This is a genomic window from Dehalogenimonas alkenigignens (assembly GCF_001466665.1).
Lineage (GTDB): Bacteria > Chloroflexota > Dehalococcoidia > Dehalococcoidales > Dehalococcoidaceae > Dehalogenimonas > Dehalogenimonas alkenigignens.
This window is the reverse complement of the sequence record NZ_KQ758903.1, coordinates 529682-549857: the sequence shown is the minus strand read 5'-3', so window position 1 is coordinate 549857 and position 20176 is coordinate 529682. Positions and strand designations below refer to the sequence as shown.

21 protein-coding genes are annotated in these 20176 nt (G+C 59.1%); 16 read left to right on the top strand and 5 right to left on the bottom strand.

Annotated elements, in window-relative coordinates; genetic code table 11:
- Positions 1 to 231: 231 nt before the first annotated feature.
- From DEALK_RS02940 to DEALK_RS02925, 4 genes are all read left to right on the top strand, one after another.
- Positions 232 to 798: a nuclear transport factor 2 family protein gene (locus DEALK_RS02940; RefSeq protein WP_058438534.1), complete on the top strand. Its 567-nt coding sequence runs from the start codon at positions 232 to 234 to the stop codon at positions 796 to 798.
- Between the two features lie 142 nt (positions 799 to 940).
- Complete coding sequence (locus DEALK_RS02935) at positions 941 to 1771, top strand: sulfide/dihydroorotate dehydrogenase-like FAD/NAD-binding protein (protein ID WP_058438532.1); 831 nt, start codon at positions 941 to 943, stop codon at positions 1769 to 1771.
- Positions 1772 to 1778: 7 nt separating this feature from the next.
- Complete coding sequence (gltA, locus tag DEALK_RS02930; RefSeq protein ID WP_058438530.1) at positions 1779 to 3197, top strand: NADPH-dependent glutamate synthase; 1419 nt, start codon at positions 1779 to 1781, stop codon at positions 3195 to 3197.
- Between the two features lie 60 nt (positions 3198 to 3257).
- Complete coding sequence (locus DEALK_RS02925) at positions 3258 to 3449, top strand: SHOCT domain-containing protein (protein ID WP_058438528.1); 192 nt, start codon at positions 3258 to 3260, stop codon at positions 3447 to 3449.
- A 68-nt stretch (positions 3450 to 3517) separates the two neighbouring features.
- Here the strand turns inward: DEALK_RS02925 and DEALK_RS02920 are convergent, their stop codons facing one another.
- The 3 genes from DEALK_RS02920 to DEALK_RS02910 all read right to left on the bottom strand — a co-directional run bounded on the left by DEALK_RS02920 (position 3518) and on the right by DEALK_RS02910 (position 8597).
- Complete coding sequence (locus DEALK_RS02920; protein WP_058438526.1) at positions 3518 to 5035, bottom strand: reductive dehalogenase; 1518 nt, start codon at positions 5033 to 5035, stop codon at positions 3518 to 3520.
- A gap of 287 nt (positions 5036 to 5322) precedes the next feature.
- Positions 5323 to 6864 carry a reductive dehalogenase gene (locus DEALK_RS02915; RefSeq protein WP_058438524.1) on the bottom strand — a complete coding sequence of 514 codons (1542 nt, stop codon included), beginning with the start codon at positions 6862 to 6864 and terminating at the stop codon, positions 5323 to 5325.
- Between the two features lie 218 nt (positions 6865 to 7082).
- Complete coding sequence (locus DEALK_RS02910) at positions 7083 to 8597, bottom strand: reductive dehalogenase (protein WP_058438522.1); 1515 nt, start codon at positions 8595 to 8597, stop codon at positions 7083 to 7085.
- Positions 8598 to 8878: 281 nt separating this feature from the next.
- Here DEALK_RS02910 and DEALK_RS02905 point away from each other — a divergent pair, with 281 nt between their 5' ends.
- The 4 genes from DEALK_RS02905 (at position 8879) to DEALK_RS02890 (ending at position 11693) form a co-directional block, all read left to right on the top strand.
- Entirely contained in the window at positions 8879 to 10033 is a 1155-nt protein-coding gene (locus tag DEALK_RS02905) for a PAS domain-containing sensor histidine kinase (protein ID WP_058438520.1), read from the top strand.
- Positions 10014 to 10706 carry a response regulator transcription factor gene (locus DEALK_RS02900; protein ID WP_058438518.1) on the top strand — a complete coding sequence of 231 codons (693 nt, stop codon included), beginning with the start codon at positions 10014 to 10016 and terminating at the stop codon, positions 10704 to 10706. The genes DEALK_RS02905 and DEALK_RS02900 overlap by 20 nt, the downstream gene beginning before the upstream one ends.
- Positions 10707 to 10801: 95 nt before the next feature.
- Positions 10802 to 11089 (top strand): DUF370 domain-containing protein, encoded by a 288-nt coding sequence (locus tag DEALK_RS02895; protein WP_058438515.1) that lies wholly within the window; start codon positions 10802 to 10804, stop codon positions 11087 to 11089.
- Complete coding sequence (locus tag DEALK_RS02890; RefSeq protein ID WP_058438513.1) at positions 11079 to 11693, top strand: guanylate kinase; 615 nt, start codon at positions 11079 to 11081, stop codon at positions 11691 to 11693. Before DEALK_RS02895 ends, DEALK_RS02890 begins: the two co-directional genes overlap by 11 nt.
- 17 nt (positions 11694 to 11710) lie before the next feature.
- Here the strand turns inward: DEALK_RS02890 and DEALK_RS02885 are convergent, their stop codons facing one another.
- Both DEALK_RS02885 and DEALK_RS02880 read right to left on the bottom strand, forming a co-directional pair.
- Positions 11711 to 12712, bottom strand: a complete 1002-nt coding sequence (locus tag DEALK_RS02885; protein ID WP_058438511.1) for an inorganic phosphate transporter — start codon at positions 12710 to 12712, stop codon at positions 11711 to 11713.
- Positions 12705 to 13331, bottom strand: coding sequence for a DUF47 domain-containing protein (locus DEALK_RS02880; RefSeq protein WP_058438509.1), 627 nt, complete (start codon positions 13329 to 13331; stop codon positions 12705 to 12707). The genes DEALK_RS02885 and DEALK_RS02880 overlap by 8 nt, the downstream gene beginning before the upstream one ends.
- 101 nt (positions 13332 to 13432) lie before the next feature.
- On the opposite strand from DEALK_RS02880, the gene DEALK_RS02875 reads away from it, so the two are divergent.
- From DEALK_RS02875 to holA, 8 genes are all read left to right on the top strand, one after another.
- Complete coding sequence (locus DEALK_RS02875) at positions 13433 to 14404, top strand: cation diffusion facilitator family transporter (RefSeq protein ID WP_058440019.1); 972 nt, start codon at positions 13433 to 13435, stop codon at positions 14402 to 14404.
- Positions 14405 to 14468: 64 nt separating this feature from the next.
- Positions 14469 to 14618: a hypothetical protein gene (locus DEALK_RS10090; protein WP_186007572.1), complete on the top strand. Its 150-nt coding sequence runs from the start codon at positions 14469 to 14471 to the stop codon at positions 14616 to 14618.
- Positions 14618 to 15979 carry a Trk system potassium transporter TrkA gene (gene trkA / locus DEALK_RS02870; protein ID WP_058438506.1) on the top strand — a complete coding sequence of 454 codons (1362 nt, stop codon included), beginning with the start codon at positions 14618 to 14620 and terminating at the stop codon, positions 15977 to 15979. Before DEALK_RS10090 ends, trkA begins: the two co-directional genes overlap by 1 nt.
- A 6-nt stretch (positions 15980 to 15985) precedes the next feature.
- Entirely contained in the window at positions 15986 to 17437 is a 1452-nt protein-coding gene (locus DEALK_RS02865; protein WP_058438505.1) for a TrkH family potassium uptake protein, read from the top strand.
- 105 nt (positions 17438 to 17542) lie between these two features.
- Positions 17543 to 17977 carry a universal stress protein gene (locus DEALK_RS02860; RefSeq protein WP_058438503.1) on the top strand — a complete coding sequence of 145 codons (435 nt, stop codon included), beginning with the start codon at positions 17543 to 17545 and terminating at the stop codon, positions 17975 to 17977.
- Positions 17978 to 17989: 12 nt separating this feature from the next.
- Entirely contained in the window at positions 17990 to 18388 is a 399-nt protein-coding gene (locus tag DEALK_RS02855) for a potassium channel family protein (protein ID WP_058438501.1), read from the top strand.
- Positions 18389 to 19057 (top strand): potassium channel family protein, encoded by a 669-nt coding sequence (locus DEALK_RS02850; protein WP_058438499.1) that lies wholly within the window; start codon positions 18389 to 18391, stop codon positions 19055 to 19057.
- A gap of 65 nt (positions 19058 to 19122) precedes the next feature.
- Positions 19123 to 20130 (top strand): DNA polymerase III subunit delta, encoded by a 1008-nt coding sequence (gene holA, locus DEALK_RS02845; RefSeq protein ID WP_058438497.1) that lies wholly within the window; start codon positions 19123 to 19125, stop codon positions 20128 to 20130.
- The last annotated feature ends 46 nt before the right edge of the window (positions 20131 to 20176 follow it).

The following is a 20176-nucleotide window of genomic DNA, read 5'->3' as shown; positions in this document are numbered from 1 at the left end:
CTATGTGCGCTTTATGCTGCTCTATTTAACATCATAATTTTCAAACGCGAAGGCAATAATAGCACAGGCTGTAAAGCCATGTCAAGCCCCAGTCTAGCTTTATTCCGACGGATGAAGTCCGTTTTTTATCGCAGTACGCCACCGACTTTTCCGCGGCCTTGACACCGGAACGGTCTTTGACCTATAAAGGTAGTCCGACGATATCCTGATAGTTAAGGGGGGCAGTCTTTCGTGAGAGCCGACAATGAGACAAGATCCATCATCAACGCCCTGCTGGAACAAACCAAAGCGGCTTTTGAAGCCAGAAACGCCGACGCGCTGATCAAATTGACCACCGACGATCCGAACATGCTGAACATCGGCATTGCCAAAGATGAATTGTCGGTCGGGCCGGGGCAGCTCAAAGAGCGGATGCAGAAGCATTTCGCCATGGCCGATACCATCACCCTGAAGTACGGCTACACTACCATCAAGTCCAACGGCAACGTCGCCTGGGTGTCCAGCCACCTCTGGGAAACCCTGGTGAAAGGCACGCGCAAGCTGCTCCTGGATATGCGCATGACCGCCGTCGCCGAGAAGATCAATGACAAATGGGGCTGGAGCGAAATGCACTGGTCAATGCCGGTCGAGGTCGCCATGCCGGAGCCCACGGCCGAGGAAAAAGCCGCCGAAGAAGCGGCTGCCAAAGCCGCCAAAGAGGCTGAGGAAGCCAAGAAGAAAGCCGAAGAAGAGAAGCGCAAAGCCGAACTCAAGGCCGATGAACCGCCGACCGACCAGTCATTCTTTGACTACTACTAGAGTGACCCGCCGTCCTTCCGACAAGGGGGCCGTAACGGTTCCCTTGTCTTTTTATATGGGCGAGCTTGCTGACGGTTGCCGCAAAATGATAGATTATAACCACTTGCTAGTTCTTTAGGACTAGTCCCTCCGAGGAGCGTCGTTGTTCCCCATCGTTGCCACTGAAGAGTTGGTGCCGCGGGTACGCCTGTACCGCATTCATGCGCCTCGGGTGGCCAGGAAGGCTGCCGCCGGGCAGTTCGTCATTCTGCGGGTCGACGCGCACGGCGAACGCATTCCGCTGACTATCGCCGATTGGGACGCCGCCGAAGGCACAGTTTCGGTAGTATTCATGGAGGTTGGCACCACAACCACCAGACTGGCTCGCCTGAAGCCCGGCGATGTCATTGCCGACCTCTGCGGTCCGCTGGGCAATCCTACCGAGGTAGAAAACTTCGGCACCGTCTGCCTGATGGCCGGAGGATTCGCCACCGCCACCATCATGCCCATCGCCCGGGCGATGAAAGCGGCCGGCAACCGGGTGATCATCGTCGTCGGCGCCCGCAACAAAGATCTCCTTTTCTGGCGCGAGCGGCTCGCTGAAAACTCGGATGAACTGATTATCACCACCGATGACGGTTCCGCCGGACGCAAGGGGGTGGTCACCGAACCGGTCAAGGAAAGATTGGAACGCGGCGAGCGGATCGACCGCGTCATTGCCATCGGTCCCAGCATCATGATGAAATTCTCCTCATTGACCACCAAACCCTTCGGCGTCAAGACCATCGTTTCCATGAACCCGATCATGGTGGACGGTACCGGCATGTGCGGCTGCTGCCGCGTTTCGGTTGCCGGGCAGACCAGGTTCGCCTGCGTCGACGGCCCGGAGTTCGACGCCCACGCCATCGACTGGGACAATTTCATGGCCCGTCAGCGAACCTATATCGATGAAGAGAAGCGGTCGCTGGAAATTTGCCGGTGCCCGACTGCCTGAGATACCGATGAGTCAAGAATCTGGCGGCAAAGCTAAAGCTAAAATCAACCTGAACCGGGTATCCATGCCCAAGCAGCCGGCCGATACCCGGCGGCAGACATTCGGCGAGGTCGCCCTGGGTTATTCAGCCGAGGACGCCGCCCGGGAAGCCGCCCGCTGCATCGAGTGCAAGGCCAGGAACTGCGTGGCCGGCTGCCCGGTGGCCATCGACATCCCCGAGTTCATCGCCGCCGTTAAATCCGGCGATCTAGCCGGTGCCTCGCGGGTGATCAAGCGCACCAACGCCCTGCCCGGTATATGCGGCCGCGTCTGCCCCCAGGAAAGCCAGTGCGAGGCCGTCTGCACCCTGGCCAAGAAGAAGGCGCCGGTGGCCATCGGCCGGCTGGAACGGTATGTCGCCGACTGGGAACTGGGGCATCATCCGGCGCCTGAGGCTTCGGCCTCGCCGCCGACGGGACGCAAAGTGGCCGTGGTTGGCTCCGGCCCGGCGGGACTGACCTGCGCCGCTGAACTTGCCCGGCTGGGGCATGCCGTCACCATCTTCGAGTCTCTCCATGTGGCTGGCGGCGTGCTGATGTACGGCATACCGGAATTCCGCCTGCCCAAAAGCATCGTCCAGGCTGAGATCAATTATGTCAAGAGCCTGGGAGTGATCATCGAACTGGATGCGGTTATCGGTAAAACACTGACGATTGATGAACTGCTGGCCGATGGCTTCAACGCCGTTTTCGTCGGCACCGGCGCCGGCCTGCCGCTGTTTTTAAATATCGAGAACGAAAACGCCTGCGGCGTCTATTCCGCCAACGAATTCCTGTCGCGGGTCAATTTGATGAAAGCTTACCGCTTCCCCGAGGTTGATACCCCCCTTAAGGTGGGCAAAGAGGTTGCGGTCATCGGCGGCGGCAATGTCGCCATGGACGCCGCCCGCTGCGCCGTTCGCCTGGGGGCAAGCGTCACTGTTGTTTACCGCCGCGGCCGGGAGGAAATGCCAGCCCGAATTGAGGAAATCGAGAACGCCGAAGAAGAGGGCGTCGCCTTCCTTTTTCTGACCAATCCCATCAAATTTGATATAAACGACCAGAAATGGGTTTCCGGCATGGTCTGCCAGAAGATGGTTCTGGGTGAACCCGACGCCTCCGGCCGCCGCCGGCCGGTGCCTGTCGAAAGTTCAGAATTCACCCTGGCTATCGATATGGCTATTGTCGCCCTGGGTACCCGGCCCAATCCCCTTATCGCCCGGTCCACGCCCGACCTGGCTTTTGCTTCCAGAGGCACTGTAGTGGCGGATGAAGCCACCGGCTTGACCCGGAAGAAGGCGGTATGGGCCGGAGGCGATATCGTCACCGGTTCGGCCACCGTCATCTCCGCCATGGGCGCCGGCAAAACCGCCGCCCGGGATATTGACCGCTACCTGGCCTCGCTGTAACTCTCCGTCTTGCCCGAGACAGACTCTAGCAGTAATATTCATTTTAGACAGGAGGCAGGCATGGGTATTCTGACGTTGGTGCTGACCGGACTTCTAATCTGGATTGTAGTCATGGCCAATCAGAAAGGGGATTCGTTCATCAAGGGCGGCGGATTCCAAGAAAAGACGCCGCTGGATATTGCCCGCGAACGATTCGCCAGTGGAGAGATATCGGCAGAGGAGTTCGACAAGATCAAAAAGAATCCCGCTTAGAACACCTTTATAAAAACTTGAAGGGGCTCCTTTCGGAGCCCCTTTTTTGTTTTGCGGAGGTTAAGGTGTTACTGGCTCTTGACCTGAGCGGTGAGAGTAGAGTCGATGCCGAATTGCGGCAGAGCGGCGTCCCACCACTGCTCCGGATCCTCGTATGCACCGTAGCCAAAAGTTCGGCCCATGTTGGCCAGGAAGCCGTTGAGGATCGGCACGTAGGAGATGGTTGATTTCAGCACGGCATGAACCATAGCCCCGCTGCCGGTGGAGAAGGTGCAGTGAGCGGCGCAGGCTGAACAACCGGAGCCAGGGATGAATTCGTTCACATAGTTCCGGCAGCCAGAGCCGTCATAGTAGAACCGCTTCAAACCGGAGATGTGCTGGGTGTCGGGTTTGCCATTGATGGGCGGCATATCGTAGCTGGGATCCCCGGCATCAAGCCCCTGGATGGAATTAGATGGGCAGGAATCGGCGCAGATGCCGCAGGTCTTACAGAAGCGCCACAGGCCGGCGTCGATCGGATGGGTCTCCGCCAGGGGCATATCGGTGATCTGGCAAAGATCAGTGCTCCGTGGGCCCCAGGTGGGAGAGATCACCCAGTTGCTCATGCGGGCACCCTCGGCTTTGCCGGTAAATACAGCTACGCCAGGGGTCTGGAAGCAGTCGGTGCCGTGGCCAGTGCCGCCGAACATGTTATAGCCCAGAGCTCTCATGAAGTTATAAGTGCTATAGAAGGCGATGTTGCGGGTGCCGGAGTTGGCCACCAGATTCGATTTCGAGATTCTGGAAGGATATGTCCGGTCGGTTTCCCTGGGCTCTGGACCGCCAAGGTAGAGTACGTTCAGGTCTTTATTCGCCGGGATGACCCATTTTTCTGTGGTGTAGTACGGTTGATCAACATTCTCGTAGACAATGGGTCTGGCGGCAGATGCCGGGACATTGGCGGGATCGGTGTCGATCCACTGGGAGCCGGTCGAACTGCCCTTTTCATTGAAGGCCACCAGCTTGGTCCGCCAGGTGCTGTCCAGGTTGTTGAAACCGGCCTCGGCCATGCCGAACAGCCTGATGGCGGCCACCACCAGCTTTGCGTTCTCTTCAGGAGAGGCTTGCCACTTGGGCACGCCCAGTGATTCCGGAGTAGCCGCAGTGATCTTGCCGCTGACTTCGGGGCCGAGGTATGACACAGACCACTTGTTGGACTGGCTGAGACCGGTCCTCAGGGCTTCCCATTTATGGCCGAAGCCGGGCACATTATCCTTCATCCTTTGCGCCTGGAGCGCACCAGATTCGGCGTCAATCTTTTCGACATACGCCTTGCCGTAATACTTGGCGCGGATGTTGGAGCATTGGCCCATGTAGCGGCGGTCATAGCGGTGGATCACGTTCCAGTCAATCTCCATCGTAGGATCCAGGCGCTCGCGCTCTTTAACATACCAGGGATGCTTCTGGAGATTGTCGCCGGAAGCGACGACTTCGTCCAGGTCATGAAAGTTCGGGGCGACCAGGGCGGCCGCGCCGGTGCCGGCGCCAGCCAGGCCGATGGCTTTCATGAACTGCCGGCGGCTCATTGTGCTGTGAAAAATGGACATAGGTTTTCCTTTCTTCCCAAATTTTTCTCCAGACTACAACCTGATGCGCTAAACGTAAATACGCATTTATGCCGATTTATGTTCGTTAATGCTCCTTTGGTAGCTAAGTATTAATTACAATTAATCTCGCCAGGGCAACTTTTTTTAACCTATGGGAAATGTGTTAGGGAGAATCATTTTAGTGAAGCGGTATCGGCGGATGTCGGTTTGTAGTTGCCCAAGCTGCAAAAACACGAGGTGGGCTCCATGCGGAGCCCACCTCGTAAATACTTGAATTAAGTTGCGTTCTACTGGCTCTTGACAGTGGAGGTGAGGGTAGAATCGATGCCGAACTGCGGCAGGGCGGCGTTCCACCACTGCTCCGGATCCTCGTAAGGACCGTAGCCGAAGGTCCGGCCCATGTTGGCCAGGAAGGTGTTGAAGATCGGGACATAGGAAATGGTGGTCTTCAATACGGAGTGAACCATAGCTCCGCTGCCGGTGGAGAAGGTGCAATGGGCGGCGCAGGCGGAACAGCCAGAGCCCGGGTAGTTCTCCTTAGTCCAGTTGTTGCAGGAAGAGCCGTTGAAGTAGTACATCTTGCGTCCGGTGGCATGCTGAGTATCCGCGACGCCGTTGATGTCCGGGATTTCAAAGGTCGGCTCGAAGCCTTTTTTCGGAATCGACTCGGAGGGGCAAGCGTCGGCGCAGATACCGCAGCTCTGGCAGAAGCGCCACAGACCAGCATCGATCGGATGAGTCTCGGCCAAAGGCATGTCGGTGATCTGAGCCAAATCAGTCGAGCGGGGACCCCAAGAAGGGGAAATCACCCAGTTGCTCATGCGGGCGTTTTCCGCTTTACCAGTCAGGACGGCCACGCCCGGCGTCTGGAAGCAGTCGGTACCGTGACCGGTGCCGCCGACCAAGTTGTAACCGAGAGCCCTGAAGAAATTGTAAGTGCTGTAGAAGGCGATATTGCGGGTACCAGAGTTGGCAACCAGGTTGGATTTACTGATGCGGGAAGGGAAGGTCCGATCGGTCTCGCGGGGTTCCGGGCCGCCCAGGTAAACCACCCACTGATCCTTGGTGGGAATTACCCACTTGGTGGTGGTGTAGTAAGGCTCAGCGACATCTTCGTAAACAATGGGGCGGGCGGCGGTGTCAGGAACGTTGGCCGGATCGGTGTCAATCCACTGCATGCCGGTGGAAGAGCCTTTCTCGTTCTTAGCCACGAGCTTGGTCCGCCAGGTGCTGTCAAGTTGGTTGAAGCCGGCTTCCGCCATGCCGAACAGCCTGATGGCGGCCACCACCAGTTTTGCGTTCTCTTCAGGGGTAGCCTGCCACTTGGGCACGCCCAGGGATTCCGGGGTGGCAGCGGTGATCTTGCCGCTGACTTCGGGGCCGAGGAAGGATACAGACCATTTGTTGGACTGGCTGAGACCGACGCGCAAGGCTTCCCACTTGTGACCGAAGCCCGGCAGGTTTTCAACCAGTTGCTTCTTGGCGAGAGCGCCGGAATTGGCGTCGGTATCGACAACCCGCTGCCGGCCGAGGTACTTGGAGCGGATGTTGGCGCACTGGCCCATGTAGCGCCGGTCGTAGCGCTGCATCAGGTCGAAGTCCAGCTCGACGGTGGGATCCAGGCGTTCGCGCTCCTTGACGTACCAGGGATGCTTCTGGAGATTGTCGCCGGAAGCGACGACCTCATCCAGGTCATGGAAATTGGGACCGACCAGGGCGGCCGCGCCGGTACCGGCGCCAGCCAAGCCGATGGCTTTCATGAACTGCCGGCGGCTCATGGTGCTGTGAAAAATGGACATATTTTTCCTTTCTTTCTTAATTTCCTTCATCCTACAGCCTGATTCCCTAAACGTAAATACGCATCTATGCTGATTTATATTTATTAATGCGCCAGGGATAGCCAAAGATAAAGAAACCTTAATGAGTGCTGGCAATATTGGTACTCGCGAAATCTTGTATGTTATTGAGACTTTATGAATTCCGTTAATAAAAAGGAGAGGGGCTTCCTGCAGGAAGCCCCTCTCCCGGGTAACCGTTGGCGTCAGGCTTAGTAGCCCATGTCGCGGGCGTAGACGGTGGAATCGAAGCCGTAGGCCGGCAGCGAGGAGTGCCACCACTTCTCGACCGCCTCGCCTTCCTTCAGGCCGTAGCCCATGATGTCGTGCATCGAGGCGAAGAAGGAGTTGAAGATGCCGGTGGTGGATGCCGTGGCTTTGACCACCTGGTGGATCATGGCGGAGTTGGCGCCGTTGAAGACGCAGTGGCCCCAGCAGACGTTGCAGGTGCCGACCGACCGCTGGTAGATCTGGCTGGAGGGCATGTCCGTCCAGAAGGTCTTGCGGCCCAGCTTGGCCCATTCGCCGCTGGTGCGGATGCCTTCCCACGGCAGTTGATAAACTTTCGGTCCGAGGGATGACGGTTTCGGGCCTTCCCAACTCGGCTGGCTTTCGCCCTTCTTCTCGATCGAGCCGGACGGGCAGTAGTCGGCGCACAGACCGCAGGACTGGCACATCCGCCAGATGCCGGCGTCAATGGGTTTGGTGTGGGCGATGGGCAGGGTGGTCAGGAAATCGAAGTAGCCGCCGAAAGCGCCGAACTCAGGGCTGATGGACATGATGGTGTGGCGGGAGTTTTCGGTCAGGCCACCCAGCACCGCGCCGGAGTTGGAAGGATTCCAGCGATAGGGCTCGTCATGCATGCTCTCATAGCCGAGACCGGTGATGAAAGCCTGGGTGCAGGCGCGGGGTACTTCGCGCAGGCGGTAGCGGGTCTGGGTCAGGCGGCCCAGCACCGTCGGGCGCATCCGGTTCAGGTCGTTGTCCTGCGGGATGAGATAGCAGACGTTGTAAAGCGGTTTGTTGGGCAGGTAGGTAATGCCCGTCTTTTCGTCCCAGCGGAAGGATTCGTCAGTCTTGGAGAAGACCACCGGCTTGGTGACCGTGGTCGGCGGCTGCTTGTCCCAGTAGGTGATGCCGGGATTCTCGCCGGTGATGCCCATCAGTTTCCGGTGATGATCGTCAAGTTCGGCGGTGGCGATATCGGCGGCACCGAAGAAGACCATGGCCGAGCGCAGCATGATGAGGCCTTCTTCCGGAGTGCCGGTCCACTTGGGCACGCCGCGGGCTTCAGGGGTAGTCACGTTCTTGATCTGGCCGAATTTTTCGGCGATGGTGGCGATGCGCAGGCCGCCGTTGGCGCCGGATAGGGCATGGTCTTTCAGCCGGTAGCCGGGTTCGTTATCCTTCAGCCGGTCGGCATCAGATTTTTCGGACTTCTTCATCGCGTTGTAGGCATCGACGCCCACGTACTGGGCCACCAGGGCGGCGGACTGGGTCTGATAGCTGTAGTGCGGTTTCATCAGGTCCCAGTCGATCTCGACAGTCGGTTCATCGACTTCCTTGACCCACCAGGCGCGCTTCCGGGTGGTGACGCCGGACTGCATCAGTTCGTCCAGGTCGTGGAAGGCCGGGGAAACGGCGGCGGCGCCGCCGAGGCCGGCGCTGACGAAGCCCAGACCTTTCATGAAGTCGCGGCGGGAGACGGTGCTGTGAAAAGCTGACATACCTAAACCCCTTTCAATTAATTTGCTTCGTGTAGAATCTACATCTGAATCGAAAGGGGAGTAAATACGCATTTATGCCGATTTATGTTTGTTAATCCGGCTGCCAAAGGTAAAGATTAATAACTTTTAATCACTTTAATAATATTAGTATTTAACCTTTGGATAACCGAACCCGCGATTAAACCGTGTTGCTCCAGGCATTTCACCATCCCGCGTATCGGTGGTAATATACCGGCATCGTTTGTGTTATGATTCATCATCCGCCGCCCCGAGGATAGAAATTGAACGTAGCGAAACCGGTTGACTTACTTTACCGCGCCGTCTTCGAGAATGCCGGCGACGCCATTATCATCTGGCGCCGCGCGAACGGCTCGGAAGTCTTAAAGATTATTGATGCCAACCCCGCCGCCTGCCGCCGCCTTGGCTACACTAGGGACGAAATGATCCGCCTGACCGATGCCGATCTTAACGCGCCGGACAGCCTGCGCCGCAGCCGGGAAATACTCGCCGCCCCTTCGGACAACGGGAAGCTGACCATGGAGGTGGCGCTCCGGACCAAAACCGGGCAGGAACTGCCATCGGAGGCGAATTGCCAGGTTTTCATTATGGATGGATGCCCGGCCATCGTCGCTGTTTATCGGGATATCGCCGAGCGCAAGGAACAGGAAGAACGCCGGCAGCGGGCGCTGGAGCACGAAACGTCGCTGCGGTCCAAGCTGGAAGCCGATACCGATATGCGCACCAACTACACCCGGGCGCTGGTGCACGAGCTCAAAACGCCGCTGACCTTGCTCATGGCTTCAAGCGATTTCCTGGTATCTCATATAAAGGAAGAACCGCTGCTGTCCTTCGCCAAGAATATCAGCTTCGGCGCCGCTTCGATCAACCGCCGCATCGATGAACTGCACGACCTGATGAAACTGGAGATGGGCTCGTTGCAGCTGGAGTTTTACCCGGTGCCCACCCGTCGGCTCCTCAGCGACATCGCCGCCTTCGCCCGGCCGGCGGCGGAACGCAGCGAACTGGCTTTCAACGTCGAACTGCCGGCGAGGCTGCCGACTGTTCTGGGAGACCGCGAGCGGCTGCAACAGGTGATCATGAACCTGCTGAACAACGCCTTCAAGTACACCCCCAAAGGCGGTTCGGTCTGGCTTAAAGCCTATACCCGGGCAAAGGAACTCATCATCGAGGTCAAGGACACCGGCTGCGGTATTCCTGAGGACGCCCAGCAGGCATTGTTCCAACCTTACCAGCGCCGGGATCCCAGCCACCAGCGTAAAGACGGCCTGGGACTGGGGCTGGCCATAACCAAAGCGATTGTAGAAAGATATAAAGGCCGCATCTGGGTGGAAAGCCGCCCGGGCTCCGGCAGCCGCTTTTTCGTGGCGTTACCGACAACCAGGAGGAACTTTAAAAATGAAAGCGCTGATTGTTGACGACGACGATGGCATCATCCAGCTTGTTTCACTATGTCTGATCCTGATCTGGCCTGACGTCAAGATCACCTGGACGCATCTTGGCGGCGAAGGCGCCGATCTGGTGCGCAGCGTGTCCCCAGACCTGGTGGTTTTGGATCTCGGGTTGCCGGACATGAGCGGCTTCGATGTCCTGAAGCGCATCCGCGCTTTTTCCAAAGTACCGCTCATTGTCCTCACCGTCAGGAACGACGAGGTGGATGTGGTACGGGCTTTCGAGCTCGGCGCCGATGACTATGTCACCAAACCGTTCCGCCAGTTCGAATTCCTGGCGCGGGTACGTTCAGCGGTGGCCCGTTTCGTGCCGGGACAGAGCAAAGGAGAGGAGGTCAGGGCGGCCTTCGGCGACTTCCGGTTCGATTCCTCCTTCAGGAAGCTGGAATACCGCAACAAGACCATCGACCTGACGTCTACTGAAAGCGTCACCTTGCGCTGCCTGCTGGAAAACGCCGGCAAGGTCGTCACCCACAAAGCCATCGCCCAGCAGATCTGGGGCCACCCGGTGCCGGACGCGGTCAAGATTATCCGGGTCTATATCCGGCACCTGCGGGAAAAGATCGAGGCCGACCCCAACAACCCGACGCTGATCGTCACCAAAGCCGGCGAAGGCTACCTGTTCACCCGGACGGTGTAGGATTAACCCTCTGGTTATCACGGGTGCCTAGCCTTGCCACTCGGGGCGTATCGGTATAAGATAGTATTTATTCTCCTTCAGTTTAAGAGGTGTAAATGTCTATTGAACTCGTCCACGTCGGCTTCGGCAACATTCTGGCGATGAACCGCCTGATTGCCATCGCCCCTCCCGGCTCCGCCCCTATCAAGCGTATTATCCAGGAGAGCCGCAACAAGGGTAATCTCATCGATATGACCAACGGCCGCAAGACCAAGGCGGTGATCTTCACCGATTCCGGCCACATTGTCCTGGCGGCTCTGGCGCCGGAGACCATAACCGGCCGGGTGACCGTAGGCCGCGGCGTCATGAAGACCGAAGTGGCCGAGGTACCGCTTGACGTTTAAGCCGCCTCTTCCGGCGCCGGTGCTCATCGTCCTGTCAGGCCCGTCCGGGGTCGGCAAAGACGCCGTACTGGAACGGATGAAGGAGCGGCAGTTGCCGGGCGTCAAATACGTCACCACGGTGACCACCCGCGCCCAGCGCCCGCGTGAAATTGAAGGCAGGGACTACCACTTCTTCAGCCAGCCCGAGTTTAAAAAGCTCATTGAAGCGAATGAACTCCTGGAATGGGCAGAGGTTTACGGCAATTTCTACGGCGTGCCCAAGGCGGCGGTGCGGGAAGCGCTGAAAGCCGGACACGATGTTGTCGTCAAGGTTGACGTCCAGGGCGCCGCTTCGATCAAAAAGATTACCCCCGGCGCCGTCTTCATCTTTCTGCTGCCGCCTTCGCTCAAGGACCTGGAAGCGCGCTTGTCACGCCGCCTCACCGAATCGCCGGCGGCGCTGAAACGCCGGTTGGAAACGGCGCCGCATGAACTGGAACAGCTGAGTATGTTTGATTATTTCGTGGTCAACCACGAAGGCCGGATTGATCAGGCCGTCGACTGCATCGCCGCCATCCTGGCCGCCGAAAAGGCCCGGGTCCACAAGCGGAATATTATTCTATAGGTTGGTCCAGCCAAAAACTAGAACAACCCCTTCAGGATTGTCGCCAGAATGAAGGCGATGACGCCGCAGATAGGGATGGTCAGCACCCAGGCGGCAAAGATGTGCCCGGCCACGCCCCAGCGCACCGCCGAAAGGCGCCGGGTGGCGCCGACGCCCATGATCGAGGCGGAAATAGTGTGCGTCGTCGACACCGGGATGCCTATGGAGGAAGCGATCTGGATGACCGTGGCCGCCGCCGTTTCGGCGGCGAAGCCGTTGACCGGTTTTAAGGCCGTCATCCTCACTCCAAGAGTCTTGACCACCCGCCAGCCGCCGATGGCCGTGCCAGCACTGATCGAACCGGCGGCGACCAGGATAATCCACACAGGTATCGAGTCCCACAGCGCCAGGTTGCCCGAATAGATGACCATGGCCATGGTGATGAGGCCGATGGGCATCTGGCCGTCGTTGCGGCCGTGGCTGAAAGCCATGTAGCTGGCGGAAAGTATCTGAGCGTTGGAGAAAATGCGGCCGACGCGATCCGGCCGTGACTTGCTGAACAGCCACATGATGGCCACCATCATCAAGTAGCCGCCGGCGAAACCGATTGCCGGGGCGATTATGATGGCCGCCACGACCTTGCCGAGCACCGCCCAGTTAACGGCGGCCGCTCCAGCCACGCCGACGCCGGCCATGGCCAGCGAGGAAACCATACCGTGGGTCAAGCTGACCGGCAATCCCCGCCAGGTGGCCAGCGAAGTCCAGGAGATCACGGCGATAAGGCCGGCGATGATAGTGGTATAAGTAATGGCTTCCGGTACAAGAATACCTTTGCCGATAGTTCGGGCCACCGCCACACCGGTGGTAGCGCCAACAAGGTTGGCGGCGGCCGCCATGAGCACCGCCTGCCGGGGTGACATCACCCGGGTGCCAACGACGGTGGCGATGGCGTTGGCGGTGTCGTTGGTGCCGTTGACGAAGGCGAAACCGATGGCCAGCAGGATTATAATGACTATGGGCAGCAGCGAGGCATCAGGCATTCTTGAGGGCGACTCCCTCGAAGACGTTGGCTACATCTTCGCAGCGGTCGGTGGCGCTTTCCATTGATTCGTAGATCTCGCGCCACTTGATAACATCGGCGATGTTGTGTTCTTCGAACAATTCAACCAGAGCGGCGCGGTAAGCCTGGTCAGCCTGATTTTCCAGACGGTTGATCTCGATACAATGCTCCAGCAGGCTCTTGAGACCGCTTTTCTTGCGCAACTTCGGCGCCGCCGCGACCACTTCCTTAGCCCCCAGCAGGATGATTTCCGCCAGTTCCCTGACCCGGTCGTTAGGCTTGCCGACCTTGTAAAGCATCATGTAGTCCGCGGCCGAGTGGATGAAATCGACAACATCATCCATCGAATGGGCCAGGAGAGCTATGTCCTCGCGGTCGAAAGGGGTGACGAACGAGCGGTGCAGCATGGCGATGATCTGATGGGTGACCGAATCCCCGGCGTGCTCCAGTTCAGTGATCTTATGGAATTTTTCCGGGATGTCCCGCCAGTCGTTGACCAATTCCTTCAAGGCTTCGGCGGTACGCACCATATTAGCCGCTCCGGCTTCGATGAGGTCAAAGAACTTTTCTTCCCTGGGCATGATTGATATCTTGGCCATCTTTCCTCCGGGGGCTGCTGGACAAGCCAGCGGTTCCTGATATGATAGTATGGCAGGGGTGAAAAAACAACCGATCCCGAGACTTGGGGATTGTAAATAATTTGCATCAGCACCGACATGCCCATACCGCCGCCGGCGCCCGCCTGACGCTGGGCATCATCCTTTCCAGCGTTATTTTCGTCGCCGAGGTGGCGGGTGGCCTCATCTCCAACTCTTTGGCTCTGCTGTCCGACGCCGGGCATGTCTTCGCGGATATCGTCGCCCTGTCGCTGTCGGCTTACGCCCTGCGCCAGGCGCAGAAACCTCCCAGCCACAGCATGACCTTCGGCTATCACCGGGTGGGCGTCGTCGTCGCCATCATCAATTCGGTGCTTATCTTCGGCATTGCTGGTTTCATCTTCTTTGAAGCGGCTCGGCGCTTCCAGGCGCCGCCGGAGGTGGACAGCCCGGTGATGCTGGGCGTGGCCGCTCTAGGACTGGCCGCCAACTTAATCGTCGCTTTCTGGCTGCGTGAAGCACAAAAGGAAAGTCTCAACATCAGGAGCGCTTTCTGGCATGTTCTGGGTGACGCCCTGGCTTCTGTCGGCGTCATCATCGGCGCGATTGCCATCATGCTCACCGGTTACTCCATCATCGACGCCGCCATCTCGGCCATTATCGGCCTCATCATCGCCGCCTCGGCCTGGGGCATTCTGGCCGAAGGGGTCAAGGTCATTCTGGAATCGGCACCAGCCCATGTAAAACTCGATGACCTGGCCGGCGACTTGCGGCGCATCGGTGGAGTTCAGGACGTTCATGACCTGCACGTCTGGAGCCTGACGCCGCAGCTGCACGCTCTTTCGTGCCACATCGTCATCGACGACCGTCTGACCTCGGAGACAGCCCATGTACGGGCGGAGGTCGAAACGATGCTGGCCGAAAAATACGAGATAACTCACACCACTTTACAGCTCGAGTGCCAGTCCTGTGCCCCGGGCGGCTTGCTGTGCACCCTGGAGCCCGGAGCCTGCCCCCTCACCCCTCATGCCCATCCCGGCGGGGAATCCTCGCCGGATGCCGGTCAGAATTCTTGAGAAACGTGCATCGAACCGGTTGACAACTTGAAGGTTTGGGCCTAAAATGCGGCTTCAGTTAGAGATGAAGACCGAACAGCCCAGAGCTGCCACCTGTGTCCGGCCCGGCGACCGGGTCATCCGGGTACACCGCCGCCCGCGCAATAGGATTCTCGCCTTTTTCGCCTCGCTGCCGTCCCTGTTCCGCTTCGGGGGCTCGCCGGGGGCGAGGTAGTGTATATCATCATCGCCGGCGGCGGCGTCGTTGGCTTCAATATCGCCTCTCTTCTTTCAGTCGAAAACCACGATGTGGTCATCATCGAGGAATCAGCCGTGGCCGTCGAGTCCATCCAGCGCCAGCTTGACGTCCGCACCATTACGGGCAACGCCGCCACACCTCGCGTTCTGCGGGAAGCCGAAGCCCACCGCGCCGACCTGATCCTGGCCGTCACCGACTCCGACGAAACCAACATGGTCGTCTGTTTCATCGCCAAGGAGATGGGCGCCTCTCGCACCGCCGCCCGCATCCGCAATCCGGACTATTCCGGTTATTTTCAGCTGCCGGCCAAAAACCCCGGCGCCACCCGCCGCATCGTCCGGCCTCAGAATCTGGGAGTGGACATCTTTATCAACCCGGAAGTCGAGATGGCCCGGGAAATTCTTTCCATACTGCGGGGCTTTTACTCTACCCCGGCCGAACAGTTCAGCGGCGGGGCGGTACAGCTCCGGGAGTTTAAGGTCGAGGATAAGAGCCTGTTTAACAAAAAGGTGTCCGACATCAAATCGGATATTCCTTTTTTCATCGTCGCTCTGGGTCACGAGGAGGGCGGCGCCATCGCCAGAGCCGACGAAATCATTCACGAGGGCGATTCTATATATGTGGTCGCGCCCGGTGACCAGGTCGAACGGCTCGGCCGGCTGTTCGCCGCGCCCAAACCCCCCGCCCAGAGCGTGGCTGTCATCGGCGGCGGGCGCATCGGCTACCTGGTAGCCGAGGGGCTGCTGCGCCAGGGCATCCGGGTCAAGATCCTGGAGCGGGACCAGTCCCGGGCTGAAGAGATTGCCGGCAAATTGGAACGCGCCCTGGTGCTCCAGGGTGAGCCGACCGACCGCGACTTCCTGGTGGAGCAGGGCATCGCCAGCGCCGACGCCGTGGTCGCCGCGACGGAAAACGACGAGCTCAACATCCTGGCAACCCTGCTGGCTAAAAACATCGGTGTCGGCCGTACCCTGACGGTCATCAACAAGCCGGATTATATCCCGCTGGCTGAGGCTGCCGGCATTGATGTCGCCGGTTCGCCGGCTATCATCGCCGCGCGTAAGATCGCCCATTACGTCCTGCGCGGTGGCGCCGTCGCCGCCGCGGTGATTGAAAAATCAACGCTGGAAGCCATCGAATTCGTCGTCTCGCCCGGCGCCAGGATAGCTGGTAAAGCGGCGACGGAGATTACGTTGCCTTCCGCCATCATCGGTGCCGTCGTCCGCGGCGGCCGGCCGGTCATCCCTCCGGACGATTCACCCATCGAACCCGGCGATCACGTCGTCGTCGTCTCCACCATTGCCGGCATCCCCGAGGTCGAAGAGTTCTTCAAGTAGCCGTCCATGAGCTACATTTCAATCGTCCATTACCTCGGCTTGCTGCTCTCCCTGGTAGGCGGCGTCATGGCGGTGCCTGCCATTTTCGGCCTGGTACAGCACGATGCCGCCGGCGGAGCCCTGACCGCCGCCGCCGAGATCACCATTATCTGCGGCGGATTGGCTTATTTCTTCACCCGCAAGGGGCGCCGCCCGGTGACCCAGCGGGAAGCTCTGGTCATCGTCGTCGCCGCCTGGTTTGCTGTTTCCGCCTTTGGCGCCCTGCCCTATTATTTTTCCGGAGCCCTGCCGACCTATCTCGACTCCGTGTTCGAGACGATGAGCGGCTTCACCACCACCGGGGCGACGGTGATGACCCACATCGGCGACCAGCCGGACAGCATCCTGCTGTGGCGCTCGCTGACCCAGTGGCTGGGCGGCATGGGCATCATCATGCTGTTCGTCGCCCTGTTCCCTTTGCTCGGCATCGGCGCCGCTCAAATGGCCGAGGCGGAAATGACCGGCGAGAAAGGCGAGCGGCTGACATCCCGCATCACCAGCACCGCCAAGGCGCTGTGGCTGATCTATTTCGGCTTCACCCTGCTGTGTTTCGGCGCTCTTTTGTGGGCGGGGCTGCCCCTGTTCGACAGCGTCAATATCTCATTGACCACTCTGCCTTCCGGCGGCTTTGCCCCGGTTGACCTGTCTATCGAGGAGTACGCTTCGGTGCCGGTGCAGCTTATCGTCAACTTCTTCATGTTCATCGCCGGCGTCAATTTCGCCCTGTTTTACTATGTCTTCATGAAAGGCCGCCCGGGCAAGCTCTTCCGCAACCCGGAATTCAAGCTTTATGCCGCCCTTCTGGCTGCCGCCTCAATCGTGCTGGCGCTTGACCTAACCTTTCACAACATCTACCCCATCGGCGACGCCTTGAGACAAGGCGCTTTCCAGGCGACTACCATAATGACCTCCACCGGCTATTCCAGCGCCAACTTTGATGAATGGCCCCACCTCAGCCGGGCGCTATTACTCATCCTGATGGTCATCGGCGGCTCGGCGGGTTCCACCGCCGGCGGCCTGAAGGTTATCCGTTCTTTGATTCTCTTCAAATACACCTACCGCCGCATCATTCTGGCTTATAATCCCAACGCCGTTATCCCCATCAAAGTCGGCGGGATTGTCCTGCCGGAAAAAACGATCTCCCGCACCGTCGGCATGACCGTAGCCTTCTTTGCCGCTATGTGGGGCGGCTTTCTGACAATGAGCGCCCTGGGGCTCAATTTCGAGACTGCCTTATCAAGCGTAGCAACGTGCCTGGGCAACGTCGGCCCCGGTCTGGCCGGTGTCGGGCCTTACCAAAACTTCGCCTGGATCCCTGGGTTAGGGAAAATCGTCCTGATCATTATGATGCTGGCCGGCCGCCTGGAATTGTTCACCCTTCTCATCCTGCTGACCCCGGCTTTCTGGCGCCGTTATTAAGCCAGCTCCGCGCTTCGTCGCGCCCCGACGACACGTTTTGTTGTCAAAACTCCCCCGCGGTGTCTATAATAGCCTGTTATCTATGGCCTTATGCCGTAATACTGTATGAAACAATTCCGGACTCTGCTTATCCCGGTGGCCGGCGGCCCAGAGGATGAAGAGGCGCTGGAGCTGGCCTGCCAGCTCTCCAGAGCCCTGGGCGGCATTAAGCTGGTGGTCACCAACATCATCTCCATCGACCGTTCATTGCCGCTGGATGCCGAGGTGGAATCCGAGATCGCCAAAGCCGAAGGTATCCTGGCCCGTTTTGAAAACCTTGGGAAAAAATATGGCTGCAGCCTGGAGACCAACCTGCTGCAGGCCCGGGCGGTCGCCCCGGCCATTGTCGACGAGGCTATCGAACAAAAAGCCGACGCCATCATCATCGGCTCGTCCTATAAAATGCGCTACGGCGAATTCAGCCTGGGCGAGGTGGTGCCCTATCTCCTGCAGCACTCACCATGCCGCGTCATCCTGAGCCACCACTCCCAGAATGAGTAAGGAGTCCCGGAGATGAAAGTGGTCATCATGGGCTGCGGGCGCGTCGGCGCCCAGTTGGCAACGATGCTGGACCAGGAAGGCCACAGCGTCACCGCCCTGGATTTGGACGCTTACAGCTTCCGCCGCCTGCCGCCCGATTTCAAGGGCAACGCCATCCTGGGCAACGGGCTGGACGAAGAAGTGCTGCGCCGCGCCGGCATCGAAGAGGCCGACGCCTTCGTGGCGGTGACCCAGGGCGACAATCGCAACGTCATGGCCGCCCAGATGGCGCAGAAAATCTTCAATGTTAAAAAAGTCGTGTGCCGTATCTACGACCCCCTCCGCCGCGATCTTTACACCATCCTCGGCCTGGAAGCCATCAGCCCCACCACCGTCTTCGCCGAAATGCTTAAAGAAAAGCTGGAGAGCTAGATGTATATCATTGTCGCCGGCGGCGGCCGCCTGGGATATTCTCTGACCAAAGCCTTGTTGAATGAAGGGCACGAGCTGTTGTTGATCGAGAAAAACGCCTCGGTCTGCGACAAGATCAACAAGGAACTGGGCAGCCTCTGCCTCCGTGGCGACGCCTGCGAGACGGCTATCCAGACCGAAGCCGGCACCGGCCGCGCCGATATGTTCATCGCCGTCACCGGAGAGGATGAGGATAACCTGGTAGCCTGTCAGGTAGCAAAATACCGCTTCAATGTGCCGCGTACCGTTGCCCGCGTCCGCGACCCGAAGAACGAAGACGTCTTCAAGAAGCTCGGCGTGGATGTCACCGTCAACTCCACCAACATCATCCTGGAACGCATCGAGCATGAAGTCCCCTCCCACCCCATGACCCATCTTTTCTGCATCAGCGGCGACAACCGGGATTTCGAACTGCTGGAACTCCGCGCCGCCGCCGGCGCCGCCGGACTGGGCCGGCCGATGAACGAACTGGACCTGCCGGCCAAAGCGGTGCTGGGGCTGGTCATCCGCGGCGGCGGAAAGCCTTTCGTGCCCCGCGGCGACACCGTCTTCATGCCCGGCGACCAGATCATCGCCGTCGCCCCGCCGGAGACCGAAGCCGACCTGCGGCAGCTTTTCGCCGGCAGGTAGCCCGATTCCCGCCGCGGCGGGGTCATGCTACAATAGGCTATCCCTGAACGTAAGGCGGAGGGCTGTTGCGCTATCTGCTGGCTGGTCCAGATGACTATTCGCTGAAACAGAAGCTGTCTGAAATCAAGCTGTCGCTCGGCGATACTGCGTTGCTGGCCGATGCCACCACCCTGTTCGAGGGCGCCCGGGTCAAAGCCGCAGAATTCAAGCTGACCGTTGACGCCCTGCCTTTCCTTACCCCCTGCCGGCTGGTAATCGTGACCGGATTGCTAAGCCGCTTCCAACCGGCTGGAGGTCAGGTGAATAAGGCATCCCGACTTGAGGAGGCCGATACTTTCTCCGCCGCCGTCCGGGCTGCGCCGCCGACCACCGCCATCATTCTCATTGAGCCAGAGCTCAACCGCAGGAACCCTCTCTTTGCTGGCCTTGCCGATATCCTTGAAGTCCATGAATTCCCCGTGCTTGACCGTTCAGGTTTGAAAGCCTGGATCGGCAGCCGGGTCAGTCTTTGCGGCGGCGCCATTGCCCCGGGCGCCATCAACCTGCTGGCTCAGTATGTCGGTGCCGACCTGTGGGCGCTTTCCGGAGAGATAGAAAAGCTCCGCCTCTTTGCAGGAAGCCGGCCGATCACCGAGGCTGATGTCAAAACTCTGGTGGGCTACACAGGGGAAGCCAGTATTTTCAACCTGGTAGACGCCGTCATCGAATGCCGATTGAAACCAGCTGTCGAATCTCTGGAGGCGCTTAAAGCCGGCGGCCTGCCGGCAGGCTACGCGTTGTCCATGATGTCGCGTCAGCTTCGGCTGATCATCCTTTATCTTGACTTAAAGAGCCGCGGCGAAAAGGAGATCGAAATCCGCCGCCGTCTCGGTTTAACGGCTGACTTTGTGTGGCGTAAAACGGCGGCGCAGGCTGCCCGTTTCAGTTTCAGCCGCGCCGCCGTCGCTTACCGCCGCCTGCTGGAGACTGACCTGGCGATCAAGACCGGCCGCATGGAAGAATCCGCGGCTGTTGACCTGCTGGTAGCCGAACTGGCTTCAGGGGCTGGTCTTGAGACTCGCGAACTCAGTTAGGAAAATGAAGAAGGGGCGCTTCCCGCCCCTTCTTAAGGTACAATTT